At 29.7% G+C, this 23,515-nt stretch carries 21 protein-coding genes; 4 read left to right on the forward strand and 17 right to left on the reverse strand.

What is annotated here, in order from left to right; all coding sequences use genetic code 11:
• Positions 1 to 16 precede the first annotated feature (16 nt).
• From CLFE_RS21130 to CLFE_RS21180, 11 genes are all read right to left on the reverse strand, one after another.
• Positions 17 to 1,687, reverse strand: a complete 1,671-nt coding sequence (locus CLFE_RS21130) for a hypothetical protein (protein ID WP_077893664.1) — start codon at positions 1,685 to 1,687, stop codon at positions 17 to 19.
• Between the two features lie 191 nt (positions 1,688 to 1,878).
• Positions 1,879 to 3,843 (reverse strand): sensor histidine kinase, encoded by a 1,965-nt coding sequence (locus CLFE_RS21135; RefSeq protein WP_077893665.1) that lies wholly within the window; start codon positions 3,841 to 3,843, stop codon positions 1,879 to 1,881.
• Between the two features lie 408 nt (positions 3,844 to 4,251).
• The gene (locus CLFE_RS21140; protein ID WP_077893666.1) at positions 4,252 to 5,490 is read right to left on the reverse strand and encodes an EAL domain-containing protein; all 1,239 of its coding nucleotides are present in this window, start codon (positions 5,488 to 5,490) and stop codon (positions 4,252 to 4,254) included.
• A gap of 300 nt (positions 5,491 to 5,790) precedes the next feature.
• The gene (locus CLFE_RS21145; protein WP_077893667.1) at positions 5,791 to 6,483 is read right to left on the reverse strand and encodes a response regulator transcription factor; all 693 of its coding nucleotides are present in this window, start codon (positions 6,481 to 6,483) and stop codon (positions 5,791 to 5,793) included.
• Between the two features lie 71 nt (positions 6,484 to 6,554).
• Positions 6,555 to 7,760: an ABC transporter permease gene (locus tag CLFE_RS21150; RefSeq protein WP_077893668.1), complete on the reverse strand. Its 1,206-nt coding sequence runs from the start codon at positions 7,758 to 7,760 to the stop codon at positions 6,555 to 6,557.
• Position 7,761: 1 nt separating this feature from the next.
• A complete protein-coding gene (locus CLFE_RS21155; RefSeq protein WP_077835051.1) occupies positions 7,762 to 8,454 on the reverse strand; it encodes an ABC transporter ATP-binding protein in 693 nt (230 codons plus the stop codon).
• Between the two features lie 37 nt (positions 8,455 to 8,491).
• Positions 8,492 to 9,703, reverse strand: a complete 1,212-nt coding sequence (locus CLFE_RS21160) for an efflux RND transporter periplasmic adaptor subunit (protein WP_077893669.1) — start codon at positions 9,701 to 9,703, stop codon at positions 8,492 to 8,494.
• A gap of 45 nt (positions 9,704 to 9,748) precedes the next feature.
• Complete coding sequence (locus tag CLFE_RS21165; protein ID WP_077852862.1) at positions 9,749 to 11,236, reverse strand: sensor histidine kinase; 1,488 nt, start codon at positions 11,234 to 11,236, stop codon at positions 9,749 to 9,751.
• 225 nt (positions 11,237 to 11,461) lie between these two features.
• Positions 11,462 to 12,463: an ornithine carbamoyltransferase gene (gene argF / locus CLFE_RS21170; protein WP_077893670.1), complete on the reverse strand. Its 1,002-nt coding sequence runs from the start codon at positions 12,461 to 12,463 to the stop codon at positions 11,462 to 11,464.
• 265 nt (positions 12,464 to 12,728) lie between these two features.
• Positions 12,729 to 13,262 carry a GNAT family N-acetyltransferase gene (locus CLFE_RS21175; protein ID WP_077835055.1) on the reverse strand — a complete coding sequence of 178 codons (534 nt, stop codon included), beginning with the start codon at positions 13,260 to 13,262 and terminating at the stop codon, positions 12,729 to 12,731.
• Positions 13,263 to 13,271: 9 nt separating this feature from the next.
• Positions 13,272 to 13,862, reverse strand: a complete 591-nt coding sequence (locus CLFE_RS21180) for a DUF1836 domain-containing protein (protein ID WP_077835056.1) — start codon at positions 13,860 to 13,862, stop codon at positions 13,272 to 13,274.
• A gap of 406 nt (positions 13,863 to 14,268) precedes the next feature.
• On the opposite strand from CLFE_RS21180, the gene CLFE_RS21185 reads away from it, so the two are divergent.
• The 3 genes from CLFE_RS21185 to CLFE_RS21195 are packed head-to-tail and all read left to right on the forward strand — an operon-like array spanning position 14,269 to position 16,104.
• Positions 14,269 to 14,733, forward strand: a complete 465-nt coding sequence (locus CLFE_RS21185) for an amino acid permease (protein WP_077835057.1) — start codon at positions 14,269 to 14,271, stop codon at positions 14,731 to 14,733.
• 49 nt (positions 14,734 to 14,782) lie between these two features.
• Positions 14,783 to 15,439, forward strand: coding sequence for a PspA/IM30 family protein (locus tag CLFE_RS21190; protein ID WP_077893671.1), 657 nt, complete (start codon positions 14,783 to 14,785; stop codon positions 15,437 to 15,439).
• Positions 15,440 to 15,447: 8 nt separating this feature from the next.
• Positions 15,448 to 16,104 carry a DUF1292 domain-containing protein gene (locus CLFE_RS21195; RefSeq protein ID WP_077893672.1) on the forward strand — a complete coding sequence of 219 codons (657 nt, stop codon included), beginning with the start codon at positions 15,448 to 15,450 and terminating at the stop codon, positions 16,102 to 16,104.
• Positions 16,105 to 16,372: 268 nt separating this feature from the next.
• Here CLFE_RS21195 and CLFE_RS21200 read toward each other — a convergent pair whose 3' ends face one another.
• The gene (locus CLFE_RS21200) at positions 16,373 to 17,743 is read right to left on the reverse strand and encodes a tRNA nucleotidyltransferase/poly(A) polymerase-related protein (RefSeq protein WP_077893673.1); all 1,371 of its coding nucleotides are present in this window, start codon (positions 17,741 to 17,743) and stop codon (positions 16,373 to 16,375) included.
• A gap of 452 nt (positions 17,744 to 18,195) precedes the next feature.
• Here CLFE_RS21200 and CLFE_RS21205 point away from each other — a divergent pair, with 452 nt between their 5' ends.
• Positions 18,196 to 18,441: an AbrB/MazE/SpoVT family DNA-binding domain-containing protein gene (locus tag CLFE_RS21205; RefSeq protein ID WP_077835061.1), complete on the forward strand. Its 246-nt coding sequence runs from the start codon at positions 18,196 to 18,198 to the stop codon at positions 18,439 to 18,441.
• Between the two features lie 60 nt (positions 18,442 to 18,501).
• Here the strand turns inward: CLFE_RS21205 and CLFE_RS21210 are convergent, their stop codons facing one another.
• From CLFE_RS21210 to CLFE_RS21230, 5 genes are all read right to left on the reverse strand, one after another.
• A complete protein-coding gene (locus tag CLFE_RS21210) occupies positions 18,502 to 19,617 on the reverse strand; it encodes a C40 family peptidase (protein WP_077893674.1) in 1,116 nt (371 codons plus the stop codon).
• Between the two features lie 85 nt (positions 19,618 to 19,702).
• Complete coding sequence (locus CLFE_RS21215) at positions 19,703 to 20,827, reverse strand: C40 family peptidase (RefSeq protein WP_077893675.1); 1,125 nt, start codon at positions 20,825 to 20,827, stop codon at positions 19,703 to 19,705.
• Positions 20,828 to 21,037: 210 nt separating this feature from the next.
• The gene (rsmI, locus tag CLFE_RS21220; protein WP_077893676.1) at positions 21,038 to 21,883 is read right to left on the reverse strand and encodes a 16S rRNA (cytidine(1402)-2'-O)-methyltransferase; all 846 of its coding nucleotides are present in this window, start codon (positions 21,881 to 21,883) and stop codon (positions 21,038 to 21,040) included.
• A gap of 11 nt (positions 21,884 to 21,894) precedes the next feature.
• Entirely contained in the window at positions 21,895 to 22,629 is a 735-nt protein-coding gene (locus CLFE_RS21225; RefSeq protein WP_077893677.1) for a tRNA1(Val) (adenine(37)-N6)-methyltransferase, read from the reverse strand.
• A gap of 113 nt (positions 22,630 to 22,742) precedes the next feature.
• Complete coding sequence (locus CLFE_RS21230; protein ID WP_077835982.1) at positions 22,743 to 23,513, reverse strand: OmpA/MotB family protein; 771 nt, start codon at positions 23,511 to 23,513, stop codon at positions 22,743 to 22,745.
• Positions 23,514 to 23,515 lie beyond the last annotated feature (2 nt).

Below are 23,515 nucleotides of genomic sequence, written 5' to 3' on the forward strand. Positions count from 1 at the left end.
CGGTTTTTTATAACATTTATTTAACTTTTTCAATCTTAATATACTCTTTTGATACACTTGCTCCTGCACTAGGCCTTACTGTTCCAACTACAATATATCCTGAATCATTAGTAGCCTTTATGTTTTCTGCATAATCATCAGAATTGTATTCATTAGTTGTGTAATTCCAGGTACTATTACCTTGAGCATCTAATTTAAGAATATCAGTAAACATTTTATTTCCATTTGAGCTTGTACCAAAATTATAATTTGCTAACATATATCCATCTGGTGTTAATTCAACTCCATTAATTTTTTCATTATTAAAACCTTTTTGAAATTCTAAGCTTCCAGAAGAATTTGTTTTTACAAGAACTGCTCCATCCGCAAAAATATATCCTCCATCTGAGGTTATTTTCAAGCAGTCTGAATTTGATGTTCCAGTAAAATAACTTTTTGATATTGTATAACCTTGCTGCCAAAGTGTGTTTCCATATCTATCTGTCTTAATGAGGTATGGTTGATCCGTAGCATTACCTATATTAGTATCTAAAATTATATATCCTCCGTCTACTGTTTGCTTAATTGATGCTCCAAAATCATTATCAGCATTTCCAATAGTTTTTTCAAATATTTTATTACCTGACCCGTCTATTTTAAGTAAGTATACATCAAATTTATTATTTTGAGTACTTTCATCTCCAACTATTGCAAAATTTCCATCACTGGTTTGTATTATTTCACTATACTCTAATTCTTCAGTAGTAGTATCACTTTTTTCCCATATTATGTTTCCATTAGGATCAATCTTTGCTATATATCCCTTATTACCTATAATAATGTAATTTCCATCTCCTGTAGGCTTTATACTTGAAATAGATGAATTTTTACTATTAGGTACATTTATAGTTTTATCCCAAACCTTATTTCCTTGAGAATCTATTTTCATTAAATATGGACTCCCGTAGTTTATGCATCCTCCTATTAAATATCCTCCATCATCTGTAGGCTGAACAGAATTGCTTCCAATATTTGATGTAGAATCTTCGTAAGTTTTTTGCCATTGCACTGAAGGTGTAGTATTAACAGGTTTATTACTTGGATTAACTATATCAAATGTGTACTGAGCAACATTTGACCATGCATTCTTTGAATCCTCACATTGAAATGTTAAATTATATTCACCTACTGTAGTTATTTTAGTTACAAAGCCATAATTCTTTGTACCATCATTTAAGTATCCTATTATAGAACCATTAGGAATTCCTCCAACTTCCATGTCAATTATTGCATCTCCATCTGGATCATAGGTATAATTTTGTCCATTATTTGACCATACCCATGCTATTAATGAATTAGTAGTTAAGTTTCCATTAGCATCAAGTGAGTCTTGATTTAATATATACGGCTCTAATCCTGCTACTGGTGGATTATTAGTAGCAGCATCTTTTAAAACTCCTAATTTTTGTTTAGTATTAAAATATCCAGGATCAACTACTATCTTATTATCTTTAACTTTCGGACTGCATTTCTTGATGCTTAAATTGCTCTTTTTTAAATTTATAGGTTTAAGTTTAACTAACTTTTTAGATGTACTAACCTTTGCTGTCTTATTTTCTACATTATTCTTTGCAAAAACAACACTTGTTGTAGTTGCTAACATTAAGCAAACGCTTAAACTTAATGACATAATCTTCTTAAATGCCATTATATCTCACCCTCTTATCATTTTTTGTGCCAATATGACTTATTTATACTTTTATTCAATATTAACACATCTATATTATAGCATATTTTTACTAATATTACTTTTTATATACTCATCTCAAATTTTTACATACAAAAAAAGTTGGAATATAATATTCCAACTTTTTAAAATCGCTTTATTAACTCATCTATTTACTCAAGATATATATCTGCAAATTCTATATTAACCTTTTCTACAATATTTTTTATATTATTATCATCTACTTTTTTTACATGCCTGTACTCATCCATAACTTCATTTTGCACCGCTGGAAATTCTATAATAAATGTAGATCCTACATTTTCTTCACTCTCCACTGATATTTTACCACCATTCATTTCAACTATAGATTTAACAAGCGAAAGGCCTATACCACTTCCCTGATGAGGGGTAACATTCATCGGATTAACTTGCTTAAATCTTTTGAATATAACCTCCTGCTTTTCCTTAGGTATTCCTATACCATTATCTTTCACTTCCAGTACTATCTTAGAACCTTTATCATGTATTGTTACAAGTACTAGTCCATTTTCTCTTCTAAATTTTACTGCATTTGAAAACAAATTGAGCATTACCCTTTCTATCATATCTGGATCGCACTGAACGTATTTTTCCTCTACTTCTGTATCAAATATGAGCTCCATTCCTTTTTCATGTAGATATGGCACTATAGACATAGTTATATTTTCTATAAGACTAATTATCTCTCTATCACTTACACAAGGCTTTAAAAAACCACTATCAATTTTTGTTATATCAATTAAGTTACTTATTATTCTTAAAAGTCTATAACAATTTTGTTTTAAAACTTTCATATATTTATTTATGTTGCGCCTATCAAAATTATTTTTATCAATTCTCATTTCCATAACTTGAATTGCACTATATATAACATTTATAGGTGTTCTAAGTTCATGTGTTATATTTGTAAAGAATTCTCCTTTGAGCTTATCTGTAGCTCTCATTTTTTCAATTTCTTCTTTACTTTTTTCAGTGAATTTTTTCTTAGAAATATCCTTAATTAAATGTATGTTAAACTCTTTTCCATTTACAGAAATAGAAAGTTCCTCAACCCTTAGATATACTTCCTTTCCACTAGACGTTATGATCTTTCTTTCATTTTCTTCATTCTTAGGCGAAGCTTTGTATACAATTTCATTCACATCCATATTGGGGATAAACTTGTCCTTTTTAATATCAAAAATTTTTCTTTGAGCTTCATTCATAAAAATTATTTTATTTTCTCTTTCAATTATAATTCCTTCACTTAATTTTTCTAAAGCATTTCTGTATGAAGTTCTATCCTTTTCTATAACGTCAAGTTTACTCTTTATATTGTCTATGTTCTTATTAATTACTTCTTTAGATACTAATATGTATACAAGAATAGAACACACGAATTCCACAAAAAAACTTAACCTTCCAAGAAGATTATTAAAACAAAGTATATTAGGTAAGATAATAAAACAATATAAAACTATATATGTAGAAATTAAACCTTTGCTTTTAATCCATTTTCTCTTTTTTTGAAAATTGTAGATAAATATGAACGTTATCACTATGCATACAATTGCAGAAAATAAATGCAAATTATTTAAGCTAATTATGCTATATCCCCAAAATGCTTTTATAAACGTTATAGGTAATACAAACAAAATCAATCCTATTAAAGCTACCACCTCTACAATTTTAATATTCCTATATTTGCTCTTACTATTTTGAAGTACAGATATAAGACCAATAAAATATGTATAGACTATTAAATTTTCTACAGCATTATTAAAATTCAAAAGTTCATAAAGCTCCATTAAATGACTATTGTATTTTAATATGGATATTAATGATATAAAGTCTATAACTCCAAGAACACCGAAAATACATATTGTATAAATTATAACTTTTTTAGACGAAATCTTATAGGTTATACTTGCCGAAAAAAGTATGTACAAATCAAAAAATACCTTAAAAATTTCACTAGTTTCTATGTAAAACTTATAATTAAAAAATAAAATCTGTGTAAGAATGTATACCCCAAATACAATTGTTAAAAATATAACTTTGTTTATCTTTTCTTGTTTATACTTAATTCCAAAATCTTCTACTTCGGAATAATTCATTTTAATCCCTCTCAATCAATTGATTACCATATCTATATTTTTTATCATGTGTATACTAAGCTTCAATATGTAAATTTCATTTTTTACCTATATTATATAGTAACATACAACTTAATACAATATAAATCTAACCACACCCAATAAAATAAAAAACTAGAGGATTATTTTTATTTACCTTAAAATAAATATTTCAAAATATCATGATGTTAATTGTTTAACTAATAAAGCTATACATATAAAACCAAAATCAAAGTTTAATTAATACATATCAAAACAACTATTTTGATATGTACTTAATTAACTTCTCTTTTTATCTCAAGATACTTGAATATTCATTTCTTAATAAATTTAAACTTTATCAAAACCCCTAGTTTGAAAATTTTCATATGTTTGTATAATACATTTTATCTACATGTTCATGTAATCAGGATTAAAATCAACACATAATATATATTCTTTATCTTCTAAATTTTTAAATACTGCTGAGATAGTTATGCATAAATTTCCTGTAGCTAAAGATATGTATGGCTCTGTTACATACTTATTAAGGCTCATTGTTTTAAGAAAATAGTAATATTTTTTCAAAGCATGATTGGTTCCTTTTTGTGCTGGTTCAAATATAAGCGCTCTTTGTGGAACTAAATCTGTAAATTTAGTTGCCGTGCTTCCTACTTGAATTCCGTCTTTATCAAGTATATAAACACATTCAAGCTTACTATTTCTATTTATAACTTTACCTATAGTTTCATCAAATTTTTCTTCTTCTATCGCTGCCAACTCTTTTAAAGCTTCATTTATAACAGAATCATATCCACTATAAATCATTTCTTTAGCATTTACTTCTTCTTCTGTATATTTTTCGTACTTTACAGCTGTTTCAGCTATAAGCTTTCTGCTTGCATCTAAAAATTTCTCACCTAAATCGAAATCATTTTCAAAGTACGTTCCCTCTAGCATGTCAGCTCCAAGCTCCATAATCGTCATTGTTTCCTGTTCTGATGCTATATCCTCACAGACTACAAGTGCACCAATTTTTTTTGACAAGTTAACAAGTGATCTGAAAACCTCTTGTCTATAATAGTCAACTTCTATACCTTTTGTTAAAACACTATTTATTTTTATAATATCTGGTTCAACATAGGATATTTTGTCCATATTGGCAAAACCTGTCCCTAAATCTTTAAGTGCTACTAAGAATCCATTGCTTCTATATAAATATATAAATTTTTTAAGTGCTTCTACGTTAGTCATTTTTCCTTCTACTATTTGAAGTACAATATTATTAGATGAAATTCCTGAATCCGACACCAAGTTCATTATTATTCCAGATCCTACGTATTTATCTATTATAGATATATTAATATCTAAAAATAAAAGTAATTCCTTATTTCTTTTATAAACCTTAGCAAATTCTTTAATTGCCTTTTCTCTGTAAAGTCTGTCAAGCTCAATTAAAACATCCTGCTTTTCGGCAGTCTTAAAAAGTTTTGATGTAGTAATAATTCCCCCATTATCATCAGAAGATCCTAAACAAACCGCTTCTAAACCAATTACAGATTTTTTTATTACAGATACAACAGGTTGAAATTTTATAATTAAATTCTTATTAGCTAGTATACTGTTTACATCAACATTACTTGCCTCCATCACTAGACCACCTTCCATTATTTAAATATAATTAATTATACAGTATATTTGTAAATAAAACAATAAACTAACAGACACATATTATCATTTTGTTAAATTTTTAGTTTATTCAGTTTATTATTGATTTATTCATACTTTTCTATGTTTTGTAATATAAAACTATTTATAGAAATTATATCCTGCAAATTCAATATTCTTTATTTATATTATCTGTTATAACTTTTTCCTTATACAATATAATAAAAAAAACATAAAAAACATCAGCAAAATAGATTCAATTCTGCTAATTCTTTTATGCTATTATCCTCTAAATCTATAACCTGCTCCCCAAACAGTTTCAATATATTCAGGGTTAGATGTATCCTTTTCGATTTTTTCCCTTATTTTTTTTATATGAACTGTTACTGTGGCTATTTCACCTAAAGAGTCCATTCCCCATATTTTATCAAATAGTTCTTCTTTGCTAAATACTCTATCTGGATTTTGAGCTAAAAATACCAACAAATCAAATTCTTTAGTAGTAAATTGTGATTCTCTTCCATTTACAAATACTTTTCTTGATGCTTTATTTATATTGAGTCCTCTAATTTCAATTTCATCTTCTAAGCTTTTATTGCTACTATTTACAAGTCTTTCGTATCTACTTATATGTGCCTTTACTCTTGCCACAAGTTCACTAGGACTGAATGGCTTTGTCATATAATCGTCAGCACCAAGACCTAACCCTCTTATTTTATCTATATCTTCCTTTTTAGCTGACACCATAAGAATAGGAGTGTTCTTAATTTTTCTTATTTGTTTACATATTTCAAATCCGTCTATCTCAGGAAGCATCAAATCAAGTATAATCAGATCATAACTTTTAGCCTTTGCCATTTCTAATCCTATTCTTCCTGATTCCTCTATATCCACTTCAAAGTCACTAAGCTCTAAATAATCTTTTTCAAGCTCAGCTATGCTAACTTCATCCTCAATAATTAAAATTTTCTTCATTATATCACCCCAAATTATTCTTCGATGTTTTTTTATCTATCATATATATTATTATATATTTGCAATCTAATTTATTCAAATCTTAAAGCTTCCATAGGACTAAGTTTTGACGCTTTATTGGCTGGATATATACCAAATACTATACCCACAAATACTGAGAATAAAAATGCACCCAAAACTACATTTGAAGATATAACCACGTTGGTTTTTATTAACGTTGATAAGAGCTTTGCTCCTCCATAACCAATTGCAACACCAATTATTCCTCCTACAGCACTTAAGCTTGCTGCTTCAATTAGAAACTGAACTAATATGGTTCGTCTTTTTGCTCCTATTGCTTTTCTTATGCCTATTTCCCTAGTTCTCTCTATTACTGAAACAAGCATTATATTCATGATGCCTATACCACCAACCAATAATGATATAGCTGCTGTTCCGGTAAGCATTGTTGTCATACTACTAGTTGTTTTGGTAGCTGTTTGAAGTATACTCGATTGACTTAGAATTCTATAGTTGCTATTTTTACTAGAATTACTACCTCCAGTAGTGTTTTGTTCTACCGACCTATATTTGTTGTCTAAAAATAATTGTAAATATCCCATAGCTTCATCAACAGTATTTTGACTTTGTGCTTCTGCGTAAAATGTCTTTATTTCAGTTGTCTTAGTAAGTCTTTTTGCTGTACTTAATGGTACTATTATTCTATCATCACTAGATCCTGATATTGAAGTTCCTGTTGAATTCAATACTCCAACTATAGTAAATTCAACCCCGTTAACATCCATTGTTTGCCCAACTACATCTGTAGAATTAAAAAGTTCATTTGCAACATCAATTCCAACTACTGCAACTTTATATCTATTATCAACATCTCTACTATTTATGAATCTTCCTGCACTAACCGAGATATTTCTTACCTGTGAGTAATTAGGTGTACTTGCCTCCATACTTGTGGATGCTGTATTATCTCCCTCTTTAACATTTACATTGCTTGTTAATAGAGGTGCTATATCTTTTATTCCTGGTTTTTTCTTTAAATTACTTAACTCCGCTTCTGATATTGCTTTATTTCTATTTCCAATTATATTTACTGCTATAAGGTTTGTTCCAAGACTTTCGATTTGACTAGCAACACTTTCCTTAGTTCCTTGCCCTATACCGACAAGAACTATTACTGATGCTATACCAATTATTATCCCTAGCATAGTAAGAAAGGACCTAACCTTATTAGCCCAAATAGACTGTAAAGACATTTTTATAAGTCTTGTAAATTGCATGTTATTCCCTCCCTACACTACTATCATCTGAAAGTATTTTTCCATCCCTTACAGTAATTACTCTTTTAGCCTCTTTTGCTATTTCCATATCATGTGTTATTAAAATAACTGTATTTCCATCTTCATTTATTTTTTTAATCATCCCTATGACTTCTTTCCCTGTTTTGCTATCTAATGCTCCTGTAGGTTCGTCTGCTAGTATAATTTCTGGATTAGATGCAAGAGCTCTAGCAATGGCTACCCTCTGCTTCTGACCACCTGATAATTCTGAAGGCTTATGAGCTATATGCTCTTCAAGTCCAACCTTTGTAAGAACCTCCATTGCTCTAGTTCTTATTTCTTCCGAACTTAATCCCTGATATACTAATGGCAATTCTACATTTTCCCTAACACTTAATTTAGGAAGCAAATTATAGTTTTGAAATATAAATCCTATTTTTTTATTTCTTATCTCTGCAAGTCTATTATCGCTGCAATTCGTACTAAGTCCATCTAAAAAATATTCACCTTCTGTAGCATTATCAAGACATCCTATAATATTCATAAGTGTTGATTTTCCTGCTCCTGAAGGACCTACAATAGACACAAACTCTCCTTTAGAAATTTCTAAATTAATATCACTTAAGGCTCTGTATTCATTTTTTCCCATTTTATAAACTTTACCTAAATTGTTCATTTTAATTGATAACGGCATTTTATGCACCTCTTTCATAAATTATTTGCCAGATTATCTACTTATTGCCGCCTTGTGACTGTCTATTTGAGCCGCCGCCTACGCCTCCAAAGCCTCCCATGCCTCCAAAGCCGCTCCTACTATTTTGTGAACTATTTGTAGTAGTTTGTGGAAGTTGAATCATAACCTTTTGCCCCATCTTTAATCCAGAAGTTATTTCAACATAATTTTCATTTTCAAGTCCAGTTTGAACTTCTACTAAACTTGTAGACGAATTAGTTGACGAAAAACCTGATCTACCGTAGCTATTTTGAGAACCTTTATTAGATGAATTAGAGTTGGCTCTAGTATAACTCTTTGTGCTGCTTGAATTTGAACTTGAAGTACTACTATTACTCTTTTCTTCCCTTACATATTTCTTTCCATTTTTCTCTACGAGCGCTTCAATTGGAATAACCAATGCATCTTGTTTTGAAGCAACTTTTATATTAACATTAGCACTCATACCTAATTTTACAGCTGCATCTGCATTATCTACATTTAAACCTACAGAATATGTTGTTACATTATTAGTTGTAGTTCCAAGCTCAGATATTGTCTGTACAGTTCCTGAATATGTTTTACCACTTATAGCATCAAACTTTATATCCGCTTTCTGTCCAACCTGAACCTTAGCTATATCAAGCTCATCAACAGCAAGATTTATTTTTAAAGAACTTGTATCTGCTACTGTAATAAGTGCTTTACCTTGCTGAGTACTATCTCCATTGTTATTATTTTTATTGACTACCAATCCTCCTATTGGTGTTATAACTGTCATATTGTTTTGCTGCATCTCAGCACTAGCCAAATCATTTTGATCTGATTGAAGTGCCAATTGTTCTTTAGGTAAATCTGATGGTTTAGCACTATTTACTACAAGCTGCTGCTGCTGAACGGCTAAACTTGCTTTGCTAACCTGCTGATCTATAGTATCACTTTGAACTTTTCCAATCACCCGACCTGCTGTAACAGTATCTCCCACATTTACATTCAAGTTTTGAACTGTACCTGTATTATTGGCTGTAACATCTTTTGTTTGTGCCGGTGAAACCGTTCCTGTTCCTGATACTGTAACATCAATATTACTTTTGTTAGCGGCTACTGTGTAATATCTATTAGCCGTTGTCTTTTTAGCATTTACAGATTTACTGTAGAAATAATATCCTCCGATGGATACAACACAAACTATTACAGCACCAATGATTACATTAATAATCTTTTTATTCATTATATAATTCCTCCTAATTATGTTACTAGTTTCTGTTTTTTAACCCTATGATTTTAATTTTATTGAGAACCATATCTCCGTGCCATTACCCTTCTGGCTTTTTGCCCATATTTTCCCGCCATGTTCCTCTATTATTTTTTTACAAATTGCTAGACCTAACCCACTTCCACCTTTTGAGGTATTCCTTGAAAAATCTTCTCTATAAAATCTATCGAATACATGTAAAAGTGCCTCTTTTGATATTCCCATTCCGTTATCTTTAATTCCTACTATTATATCTTCATTACTAGATAACATTTCAACTAATATTTTTCCATGTTCTTTATCCATATATTTAATAGAATTAGACACTATATTAGTTATAACTCTATTTATATTTTGAACATCTATTCTTACAATAGCTTTACCTTTTATAGAATTATCATAATGAAATTCTATATTATTTTTTTCAACATCAAATTTAACTTCCTCCATTAAATCATCCATGTAACTTACAAAATCTATATCTATAAAATAAAATGGAAGTTTTTTCAAATCTAATTTTGAATAAGTTAAAAGTTCTTCTATTAAATAATTCATAGACTGGGCTTTATTATAAATGGTATTCACATACTTTTCCATCTTTTCAGGAGTATCTGCAACTCCATCTTTTATCCCCTCAACATATCCCTTTATTGAAGTTATTGGAGTTTTTAAATCATGTGATATATTAGATATAAGTTCCTTCCTATTGTCTTCATACTGTAATTGCAACTCTACGGACTCCTTAAGTCTTTTTCTCATATCATCAAATGCATTACATAATTCTCCTATTTCATCCCTTGATTCAGCCTTAACTTCAAAACTTAAATCTCCATCCTTAATTTTCTCAGTACCTATTTTAAGCTGTGTTAGTGGTATAAGTATTGATCTTGATACTAAAAAAGTTATAAGTGCACTTGTTAAAGATACTATTGCTATTATTGCTATTACAATAGAAATTATAAATTCCTTTGACAATTCAGATAGTTTGCTTGTGTCTATTACTAAAAATATAATCCCTGATCCCCCATCTGAAAAAGCAAATCTTATCTGACGTACCATAGTTTCACTATCATCTGAATTATTTTCTATCTTAGAAAATTGCGGTCTATCCGCATTATAATTATAGTTATAATCATCTAATTTATTTATTATATCTTTGTTATCCTCTTTGCTACCATTAAATATGACTTTACTGTTTTTTTCTACTACTATATATGAATTCTTTTCTAAAAGCGCTGCATTAACTGATTTCAAGAATTCACCATCCTGAAAATTATCCGGAATAGCTTCTGCCTTACTTTCAAGCTCTGATAATTGCCTTAAATTTATTGACTTTATTTCCATATAAGGATTTATTAATGCTCTCTTTCTTCTATCCTCTATATTATAATAAGTGTGGAGTTTTTTAGTATAAACACTATCTAATCCAAGTAAAGTAACTATACATAATGCCAGTGGAATTATACACATTGCAATATTAGATAATACTAATTTAGTTTTTATCGACAATATATACCTCCTCTTTTTTATAGTATAAATTTAAACTCATGCCGTAAATACATCTTACTATGCCATTCTTAATTCCTAATAAAGTAATTATAAAAATTGCATAAAATATAATTACTTTTATATAAATCCATAATTATTTTATTATTTGTTACCCCTTAAGCTTTTATTACAAACTCACAAAAAAACAAATAGGATGCTGCATTTTGCAGCATCCTATTTAACAAATTATACATCACCTAAAGTTGCAACCATAATAGCTTTTATTGAATGAAGTCTATTCTCTGCCTCATCAAAAGCAAGAGAATAATCACTTTCAAACACCTCATCAGTAACTTCGAAGGGAAGTTCATTAAACTCCTCAAAAATTTCCTTTGCAGCATCTGTACTAAAATCATGAAAAGCAGGAAGGCAATGCATAAACTTTACATCTGGATTTTTAGTTTTATTTATCATATCCATATTTATTTGATATGGCTTTAGCATGTTAAGTCTTTGTTTCCACACTTCTCTATCTTCCCCCATAGAAACCCATACATCTGTGTAGAGCACATCTGCCCCTAATACCACTTCATCAACATCATCATTTAATGTTATCTTGCCACCAGTTTCTTTACATATTTCAATGCATTTCTCAACTAGCTCTTGGTCAGGAAATAAATTCTTAGGTGCTGCAATTCTAAAATCCATTCCCATTTTAGCAGCCCCTATCATAAGTGCATTAGAAACATTATTTCTTCCATCTCCGCAGTACACAAACTTAATTTGATTCAACGGTTTGTTAAACTTCTCCTTCAAAGTCATAAAGTTTGCAATAACCTGTGTAGGATGTTCCTCATCCGTAAGTCCATTCCACACTGGAACTTTAGAATGCTCCGCTAGTATTTCGACCACTTCTTGCCCATATCCTCTATACTCAATAGCATCAAACATCCTTCCAAGCACCCTTGCCGTGTCCTTTATAGATTCCTTTTTACTTATCTGACTTCCTGTAGAACCTATATATACTGCATGTGCTCCTTGATCATGTGCAGCAACCTCAAAGGAACATCTTGTTCTAGTTGAGTCCTTTTCAAAGATCAATGCTATATTCTTCTTTTTTAGGTATTGCTCTTCTACTCCATTTTTCTTATCTTCCTTTAATTTCTTTCCTAAATCCAACATATAGTTTATATCTTCTGGTGTAAAATCCAATAAAGATAAAAAGTTTCTATTTTTTAAATAGCCCATGTTACCCCCTAATCTATAACTAACCTTCTTCAGTTATAATTATTCATTATTTATGAATAATTATAACATCAAATAAATAAAATTACAAACATTATTTAATATAAAAAAATAATAGAGATTCCTAATATATATAATCCAATGTGTCTATGCTCATAAGCAATCTTATCTTACAAGAGCTTTGCTTTAAAATAAAAACATTTCACATTTATATAATATTAAAGAATCTCTATCACGAAAATATTCCATATCCAATGTATATGTATATTTATTCATTGTAGAACCAGTATCTTCTTATCTTACTTTTTTTCCACCTATCATTTACTTCATTTTCAAAAATTCCACCGTTTTCTTCAATAACTTTTTTAGATGCAACATTGTTTACATCACAAGTTACCAAAATAGGGGTTATATTGAGTTTTTTTGCCTTTTCAAGCCCTAACTTTAAGATAATCTTTCCATAACCTTTATCCCTTTTAAGCGGCGATATATCATACCCTATATTTCCAATTATATCTCTTAAGATTTCACTAGATAACTTTTTCCGTATTCTTATTACTCCTAGAACACTTTTTTCATTGTCGATTAACCAATAAGTTGCACATGGTACAAAGCCTTCTTTTAACTTTATCCCTTTGTCTTGTTCTTCTAACTTAATTAAATACCCCCCAAAGTCATCTAATGCCTTATTATACATTTTGAAATACTCTTTCTCTCCATAGCTTCTATACTCCATAACCATACGTTGAAATTCATATTTCATATCTAAAGATGGCTTTACCAGCTTCAAATCCTCTTTCACTTAATTTCCCTATTCCCCTTTATATTCTTCAATTATTTTTTTTGCTATGTTTTTTATAACACTAGCCTGTGCAACTAGACTCATTACTACAATAAATACAAATATTTTCTCCTCATCTTTTTTATCTAACTTAAAATTCTTTACTATATTTTTAAGTCTATCTGTACTAAAGTCTTTTTCCGCAAATACGTTATTAAAATAATTCTTTTGAACATCTGAAAATGCTTCATATGCTTGCTCCCATGATATTACATCATCTTCTTTATCATTTATTTCATTAAACGCTAAAGCAAATACTTTTTTTATTTCTTCAGTATTCAAAACAGGTCTCATATAACTTAATAGCAAAAGTTGAGCCACATGATCCTTAGTATATCCTTTTTTTCTGCCGTCTTCAGGTTTTGATATAACTCCACCCTTTATATAATTCTGCACTATATTGTTTGTATATTTTTCACTTTCAAATTTATCATTTAAAAAATCTATAACCTGTGACAAGAACAAATCAAGCTTTGGCAATTCGTCATAGGATATTATACTGTTTGCAGAAATTTCTTCAACTAATTTTTTTATAGCATCTATACTAAATTCTTCCTTCATATATACCCCTCCATCTATAATAAAAAACAATTATTGCATTTTACTCCTCTAAAGATTGTCATTTCTCATATATTTTAATTTATAAACTAAATCACTTTATAACGTAAATAAAGCTTCCTTTACATTATAAGTTAATTATAAACCTATTACAAGTTATTTTCTATCCAGAACAGTATGTAAATTAATGATATTTAGAGATATAAAATGCTTGTACACTTTTTTAATGGTAAAAAGGTTGATTTAAACATAAAATGAGTTATTTTATATATTGTAATGTAGTATTTTATATTATATAATTATTTCATAAATTAAGTTACATAAATAACTATTGAGTTTGTTTTAAATCCATATTCAAACGGTACGTTTTGTTATATAATTAGTCTATAATTATATAACTTAAAAGGAGGTGCTCAAAATAAAGCGTAAAAATTTAATATCATTATTTCTCTTTGTTTTAATTTTTTTAAGTACAAACCTTTTTGTACCGATTAATATTAATAACTATGTATCAAAAAATATAACTTATAACACGGTATATGCGTCCCCAAGAGGCGGCTTTCATTCAGGCAGTTTTTCTAGCCACTCAAGTTCTAGTTCCAGCAGTGGTGGCTTTAAATCTGGTAGCTTTAGTAATTCACATTCTAGTAGCAGTAGTTCATCAAAAAGCTCAGGCTCAGGTTTTTTTGGAGGTTCTAGCCATAGTTCATCTTCAAAACGTACTTATGTGCCAATACCAATCCCCTTCTTTGGTCACAGCTACTATGGAAGAGGTTATTCTTCATTCTTCTTTATACCGTTTTTAATAAAGTTTATACTTTTTGTAATAGTTGTAGTTTTTATATACAAATTTCTAAAAAATAGAAGAAGGTAAACAAAAATTTCGAACATAAAATCATATTATATATTAGGAGGAAACTATTATGGGAATATTTAAAAGAGTATCAAACATGATGAAGGCAAAGGTAAACAACACTTTAGACGAAATGGAAAATCCAATTGAATTACTTGATCAAAAAATAAGAGATATGGAAGAAAGTCTTAACAAAGCAAAGGTTTCTTCAGCACAAATACTTGGAAACGTACATGAAATAGAGAAGAAACTTGAAAAAGCAAAATTAGAAGCTGAAGATTTTGATTCTAAAGTAAAACTTGCTGTAAAAGCTGGAAATGACGAACTTGCTAAAAAAGCACTTGAAAGAAAACTAGAAGCAGACAAACGCTGTGAATCTCTTAAGAAAAGCTATGACGATGCTGCTCAAAAAGCAAAAATCATTAAAGATAAATTAAGAACATTAGAAGAAGAAATAACTAAAACAAGAGCCTACAGAGATGAAGCTGCTGCAAGATTTAATAATGCTGAAGCAACTAAGAAGGTAAATGAAGTTTTATCAAATGTGGATGCTGGATCAAATAGCATAAATATTGATGACATAGAAAGAAAAATAGAAAGAAAAGAAGCTATGGCTGAAGGATTAGGCGATTTAAGAGTTGAAGATTCCCTTGATAAAGAGTTCGAAAAATTAAATGAGGTTAATCTAGACGATGAACTTGCAAAATATAAAAACAACAGTAAATAGGAGAATATATGAGTAGAACAGAAGATTTTGTAAAATCAGAAAAAGCTCAGTACGAAAAAATATTCTCAGATATATCATTTACAATAAATGATATATCTGATTTCCTTGATAAACCTACATTAAATAATAGAAAGTATGTAACTAGAATAAGTGTACTTTCTAAATATATAGAACTCTTAGACTCTGCCAACTTAGAAAGTAAAAAAAGCGGATTTTTAGGTAATCTATTAGGTAATAACAAATATATCGACTTAGTTCAAAGTTATAAAAATGATCATATATCCGACTTCACTCAATTAGAAAGCTGTTCAAAATGTGCATGCTTAAACTGTACTTCTGAATGTAAATTTGATTCTTGTAATGGTTGTTCTTCTGGAAAAACGGTAGCTTATTGTGATCACAAACGCACAAATGTTGTTCTTTGGAAAAATAAAGTTTTAAACCTAACTAATAATGCTACTGGAAGTGATGACAGATACTCTGTTTTAGCACTAGTACAGGATGCTTTAGAGGATAAACGATATATATTAATAGAAAATCTTATGAATTCAGAAAGATTTATTCTTTACTATACTCCAGGAATTTCAGAAGATTCCTATGGTGAAATAACAGATGAAAAAGACTTTAATTTTGCTGCTTCTGCTTATGAAAATCTAGAACGTTAAAAACCAAACTTTTTTTATAGCTGTTAAATAGAATTACTTTTATTTAACAGCTATATTTTTTTGACTTATACACAGTTATACACATATTTTTATACCGAAAAAACAAGTTATCCACATTATCCACAATTTTGTCCACAGTTTTTGTGTGCAATAAATATTTTAATTCCTCTTATTTTCAGTATGATTCTCGTTATTCCTACTATAATTCACATTATCAACAATATGTGAATAAGTTCTACACAAATTTTACACATATTATTGTGAATACCTACTTTATCATTTTTAAGACAAATTTTTGTTGTTCCTCTCTAGTTTTGCTTCCTTCAAGATAAATAAATTTGTCAAGTTTGTTGATCATATCACCTATATCATTTCCGTTTAAACCCAAATCAATCAAGTTATTTCCATCTAAGAGTCTATTTATTTTTAAGTTTTTAAATTTATTATACTTAAGCATTAGCTCAGAAATAAATTCTATAAAACTAGCTTTTTCATTTCCATGATCCATATAAATTTTCGTAGCATACACATCACAAAAGGATGCCACTATAATATGTGGAATATATTTATCAAAATTCTTAAAGAACTCGTATTCTTTTAATTTTCTAGCTTCTTTTTCTGTTTTAAAAATCATAAGCGGGTACATGTGATTTCTAACAACTGAGCTTACTATCTTTTTTCCTTCAATAGGGAATTTTAATTCATCACACACTTTTTCAATTATTTCTAATCCCTTTTCATCATGTCCCTTGAAGCTTATACATTCTCCTTCTTTCTTATAACTTACATACTTACCTATGTCATGAACAAAAACAGCGAAAGCTAAATAATCTGATTCATCATATAACCCAATTTTTTTCTCAAATCTCTCTAAATTCAAATTATCAACTTTTAAATATCCCTTTTTCAAGTCCTTAAAAACTCTATAAGCTGTATTCATATGTGTAAAGGCATCCACAAGATGATATTTACATTTCCCTACGGTTTTTAATTCTTCTGTATATGGAAGTATATTTTTTAAAACCATATACTGATCCATTACTTCAAAAAACACTCCACTTTCATCATTATGTATACTGTGCATAATTTCATCAAGAACTCTATCCTTAGGAAACTTCATTATATTCTTTGCTTCTTCTCTAATATACTCCTCAGTATATCCATTAAAATGCATGCCATATTTTATATAAAATCTTACTCCCCTAAGTATCCTCACAGCATCCTCTTTAAGACTATTTTCATTCACTACTTGGATAATTCTTCTCTTAATATGTAATCTTCCCTTAAATGGGTCTATTATCTTATTATCTTTTACATCTAAAGCTATTGCGTTTATCGTAAAATCTCTTTTATTTAAATCCTCCTCTATATTCTTACCTTTTATTCTAGATATGTCTACTAAACAACCTTTATAGCTAGCTCTATATACATTCAAATCCTTTTTTATAAGGCTTATCTTTGCACCCTTATCTTTAAGTATATCTAGTATACCTTCAAAGTCATCTTCAAAAACAATATCTAAGTCCTCCGGTTCATTTTTAGAATTAATAAGTTTATCTCTTACATATCCACCAACTACATAAGCTTTTATATCTACCTCTGTAATTATATCTTTTATTAGTCTAATAATATCATTCACAAAAATCACTCCTTAAAATAATTATATCATTTTAATTTCCAACATATACATAAAGGTCGAAAATTTACATTTGTTCTTATTTTTTTAACAAATATTTCGACATGTTATTAGGTTTAACCCATATAATTACTTTTTTGTTTTTCTGCAATCTTGCATCCCCCTAAAATCAAAAAATACAGCTATTTTATAGTATTTTTCCCTATAAATCACTTAAATTTTTTTATTTACCTTGATATTTCTGGGATGTAGCATATGGAAATATTTTGTATTAATACGAAAAAAAGCATTGACATTTCAATTATATGGTAGTATATTAACATTAGATGGAAGTTACTAAAAAAATTGTAACTAAATTTAAAACATTATGTTTTACTCATTGACTTTTAATGTAATATTTGTTATTATTTAATTGCAATGTTTGTCGGATAATGTAATTTAAGGAGGAATTTAAAATGAAATCAACAGGTGTAGTTAGAAGAGTAGACGAATTAGGTAGAATAGTAATACCTATTGAGTTAAGAAGAACTTTAAATATAGCAGAAAAAGACGCTTTAGAAATATATGTAGATGGTGAGCAAATCATTTTAAAAAAATATGAACCTGCATGTATATTCTGCGGAGATGCAAGTGACGTTATTAATTACAAAGGTAAAAACATCTGCAAACACTGCCTTCAAGAATTAAAAGAAGGTAGATAGTTTTTAGTTTCATATATGAAAAGACTGCTCTATAAATAGGCAGTCTTTTATTCTTTATAATTAGTTTATTATTCTTCTTGCAGCACAATAATGTCTTATTGGTGAAAGCCTAACATTAGCTCCTGTATGAGGTGCTTCTATAAAATAGCCGTCACCAGCATAAATTCCAACATGATCTGGTCCTTTATCACTCGGTTCAAAGAAAAGCAAATCACCAGGCTGAAGATCACCTACAACTGCCTGCCCTTCATTAACCTGTTCATATGTTGTTCTTGGTAACTTAATACCAAAATGACCATAAACGTATTGTACAAGTCCTGAACAATCAAATCCTCCTGGCTGAGTTCCTCCCCATAAATAAGGAGTTCCCTCAAAAGATTTCGCATATTTCACTACAGCGAGCCCATCTCCACTTTGAAGAGCTTTATTATTGCTACTATTCTGAACATTCTTACCTATCGGCTTTAATTGAAGATCTGTAGAAACATTAAGTGCTTCTATTTTCTTTCTCTCATCATCTATTGCCTTTTGTATTTGCTGCATCTCGTTACTATGTTTAGCTTCTTCAGCTTTTGCTGCTGCTATAAGAGTATTTTGAGTGTTCTTCTTATTATTGAAATCATCCATTTTTTTATGATTATCGTTTTGAAGTACTATAAGTTTATTATTTTGATCAACTAAAATCTTCTGCTGAGCTTCTACTTCCTGCTGTTGAGCTTTAAAATTATTTATTACACCTTTATCATATTTTATTATATCTTTTACATCATCTAATCTAGAAACAAAATCACTAAAATTCTTACTGTTTAAAATTACTTCTATATATTGAGTTGTTGTGCCATTTACATACATAGCTCTCAATCTATCTCCATAAAGTTGCTGCTCATTAGTGATATTTTCCTTAGCCTTATCTATCTTTTTCTGTGTTATTGCCATGTTTGCTTTACTCTCATTTATTTTCTCATCAGTGTTTTTTATGCTCTCATTTAATTCTCCAATTTGGTTGTCCAGTACAGTTATTTGACTTTCCATATCTTGTACACTCTTCAGTGCATTTTGATACTGCTGTAAACTTTTATTATACTGATCTTGAAGCGGGCTCGCAAACACAATATTGCCGCTGCAAGATACCATAATACTCAAAGCCACAAGCGAAGTTAAAAACTTTCTGTGCATTCCACTTCTCCCCTTTTATATTAAGTTTTATTTAAATTATTAAAGGGACAACAAAACAAATTTTGTGTCCCCATATTTTTCAGTCCTATTTTACTCTTTTAATCAAACTGTAAGCTCTAACTGGTGTTAATCTTACATCTAATCCTGTACGTGGTGCTTCTACCATTTGTCCATCACCTGCATAAATTGCAACATGATATGGTGCTGACGCAGGTCCAAAGAACAATAAATCTCCTGGTTGTGGCGAACTAACAGTTGTACCTACACCTGCCTGTTCTTGACTTGTCCTAGGAAGGCTTATTCCAAAATGATTATATACATATTGAACTAATCCTGAACAGTCAAATCCACTTGGAGTTGTTCCACCCCATACATAATGAACTCCACGGAAGCTTTCTGCAAAACTTACAACATCATTACCACTTCCTGCAAATGAAGAAGGCGTTGAATTATTTTGCACAGGTGCACTGGATGTTCCTCTGCTTATTGGTGCTGCTGCCTTTGGCGCTGCTGGTGTTGCTTTAGGTGCTGCTGCCAAAGCTATAGCTCTAGCTTGAGCTGCTTTTTCTGCATCCTGCTGTGCTTTAAGTGATGCTGCATCCTTACTTTCTTCTGCCTTTGCTTTTGCAACAAGAGCATTTTGCTCAGTCTTCTTATCATTTAATTCCTTAAGTTTAGAATCATTTTCCTTATTTAAAGCTTCAAGCTGCTGCTTATCTGCTACAATTTTATCCTTTTTAGCCTCTATTCTATTTTGTGAGTCTTTTAAATCTGATACGAGCTTTTGATCATAATCTGAAATTTGCTTTATAGCATCTATTCTAGACACCATATCACTAAAACTTTTTGATTGAAGCAATATGTCTACATAACTTTGAGTACTACCACTTATGTATAAAGCTCTAACTCTATCTGCAAATTTATCTTTTTCTTCCTTTATGTTATCCTTAGAAGTCTCTATGTCATTTTGTGCCTCATTTATATTGCTTTGAGCCTCAGATATCTTCTTATTAACACTATCCCTTTGACTCATAATAGTTTCAATCTGGTTGTCCATTTTTTCCATGGTAACTTCTAAATCTTGCACATTTTTATGCGACGCATTTAATTTACTTTGAGCGTCCTGAACCGGCGATGCAAAAACGCTCGTAGATCCCATAGTCGCTATTATACCTACTGCGACTACAGTCGACAATATCCTCTTGTGCACTACATATCTCCCCCTTAATCCAATGTAAATATTTTCACTCTTGCTCATAAAAAAAGACTGTCCAACTTTTGTATTCAATTTTATAATATTGTTTATATTATATCATTATTTTTGCACAATTTACAACCGACACTTTTTATATTATATTCAAGTTTTTATAAGCATATAGTACAATAAAAAGATTATTCAAATCTCTTAAGGGATTATACATCATTTTATTGCTATAGAATGTTTATAAACTTCCGATTTACCGATGTTTCTCTCTTTGGCCACCTTTTTCACAGCCTCTTTTTTAGATAATCCTTCTTCCATACATTTAATTATATGCTCTTCAATACTCATATCTTCCCACTCAGACATTTTTTCATTTATAATCTCCTCTTCGCTCTTTCCTGCAAGGATTAGAACGTATTCCCCCTTAGGTTTAGAAGTATTATAAAACTCAATTGCTTCCTCAAGAGTAATATGTTTTATCTCTTCATGAAGTTTTGTAAGTTCTCTACATATAGCTATTTGTCTGTTTCCAAGATTGTCAAATAAAAAGCTTAATGTATTTAATAGTTTATGCGGAGCTTCATAAAAAATTAACGTTTCCTTAACATTTTTCACATCTTCAATCACTGCTTTTCTATCCTTTGTTTCCTTAGGCAGAAATCCTCTAAATAGGAACTTTGATGTATCAAGTCCAGAACATACTAAAGCTGTAACTAAAGCTGTAGGGCCTGGTATAACTTCAAATTCAATATTATTTTCAATAAACTTCTCTACTATGACACTTCCCGGATCTGAAATTCCTGGCATACCTGCGTCTGTTACTAGCGCTATATTCTTACCATCCCTAACCATATCCATTAATTCTTTACTTCTATTATTTTCATTAAACTTATGATAACTTATCAAAGGCTTCTTTATATTAAAGTGATTTAATAACTTTAAACTCTGCCTTGTATCCTCTGCTGCTATAACATCACAATTTTGTAGTGTTTCCAAAGCCCTCAGTGTTATATCCTTCAGATTTCCTATAGGTGTTCCAACTAAAAATAATTTTCCACTCATGCTAGTTTCCCCTACCTTCCATATATCTCATTTAATTCTTCCGTATAATCTCCGTTATCCTTATGTATATACAAAGAGTTTTCCCATTTTAAGAACTCTCTACCATCACGTTTACCTTCTATAAGAACTATGTTTGGTGGTTTTTTAGTGTTCGGATAAACCAGTTTTATGGATTTGGGTTCTATTTTATATTTTCTCATTAAACACAGTATGTCAGCAAGCCTTTCAGGTCTATGAACCATAAAAAAGCTGCCATTATCTTTTAGTAGAATTCTAGCGGCCTTTATAACATCCTCTAAATTACAACATATCTCATGCCTAGCAATAGCATTCTTATCAAATTCATTTACAATTCCTGAATTTTTTAGTTTATATGGCGGATTTACCGTTATTACATCCACTCTTTCCATTTTTTTTAATACTTCTACATTTTTAAGATCTTCATTTATAAATTTTATTTTGCCTTGAAATTCATTATATAAAACAGTTCTATTTGCCATTTCAACCATATCCTCTTGAATTTCAATACCAACAATAGATTTCGGTTCCTTTTTTCCTTCTATAATAAATGGAACTATTCCTGTTCCACTACACAAGTCTATAACTGTTTGATTTCTTTTAACCTTAGCATAATTTGCAAGCAAAACAGCATCTACTCCAAATCTGAAGCCTTGTTTTTTTTGTATTATGCGAATATCTTTTATTTGTAAATCATCAAGCGTTTCATCTATTTTAACTAAATCCATAAATTCACTTCCTAAAATCATTAATCAGAAACTCTATTAATTATATTATACATTACTGATTTTTTCTATAAAAATAAAAAGGCAAGGAACATAAATCACTTCCTTGCTTTCTTTTATTTACCGCCGCTTTCTTGTTCTACAGCGTTAAATTTACTATTTAATATTACAATATCAACTCTTCTATTTCTAGCCTTACCTACATCTGTATTATTATCTGCTACTGGTCTTGTATCTGCATAACTTACTGTATACATTTGAGTTGGTGGTATTTTAGCTGTATCTAGTAAAATATGCTCAACATTATTTGATCTAGCAGAACCCAATTCTATATTTGATGGATATTGCGAATTGCTTATAGGGGTATTGTCTGTATGCCCTTCAATTCTTATATAGTTATCAATAGTATTTAGTATCTTTCCTATTTCAACTAGTTTTTTTTCAAAATCTGGTTTTACTTCTGCTCTTCCCCTATCAAACATTAGTGTATCAACTATACTAACCACTAATCCCTTTTCTTCTAAGTTAGTAGTTACACTACCTTGCATACCATTTTCTTTTACATATTGGTCTATTTTTTGTTTTACATCCTTAAGCTTATTTTCTTCAGTCTTCTCTGCTGAAGCATTTTGTTTATTAGATTGTTGCGTAACATAATTATTGCTTGTTTTTATATCAACAGCATCTTCATTACCTATAATTGTTTTTCCAGTGGAGCCTTCAAAGCCAGCTTTAAGGGATTGTGCTATTTGTGCAAACTTAGACTTACTCACTGTACTTGAAGCATACATAACTATGAAAAATGCCATAAGAAGAGTTATTAAATCTGAATATGTAAGTAGCCAACGTTCTGAATTTTCTGGCTCCTCATGTTTTTTCTTTTTCAAAC

The sequence above is a fragment of the Clostridium felsineum DSM 794 genome (assembly GCF_002006355.2).
In the GTDB taxonomy this organism is placed as follows: domain Bacteria; phylum Bacillota; class Clostridia; order Clostridiales; family Clostridiaceae; genus Clostridium_S; species Clostridium_S felsineum.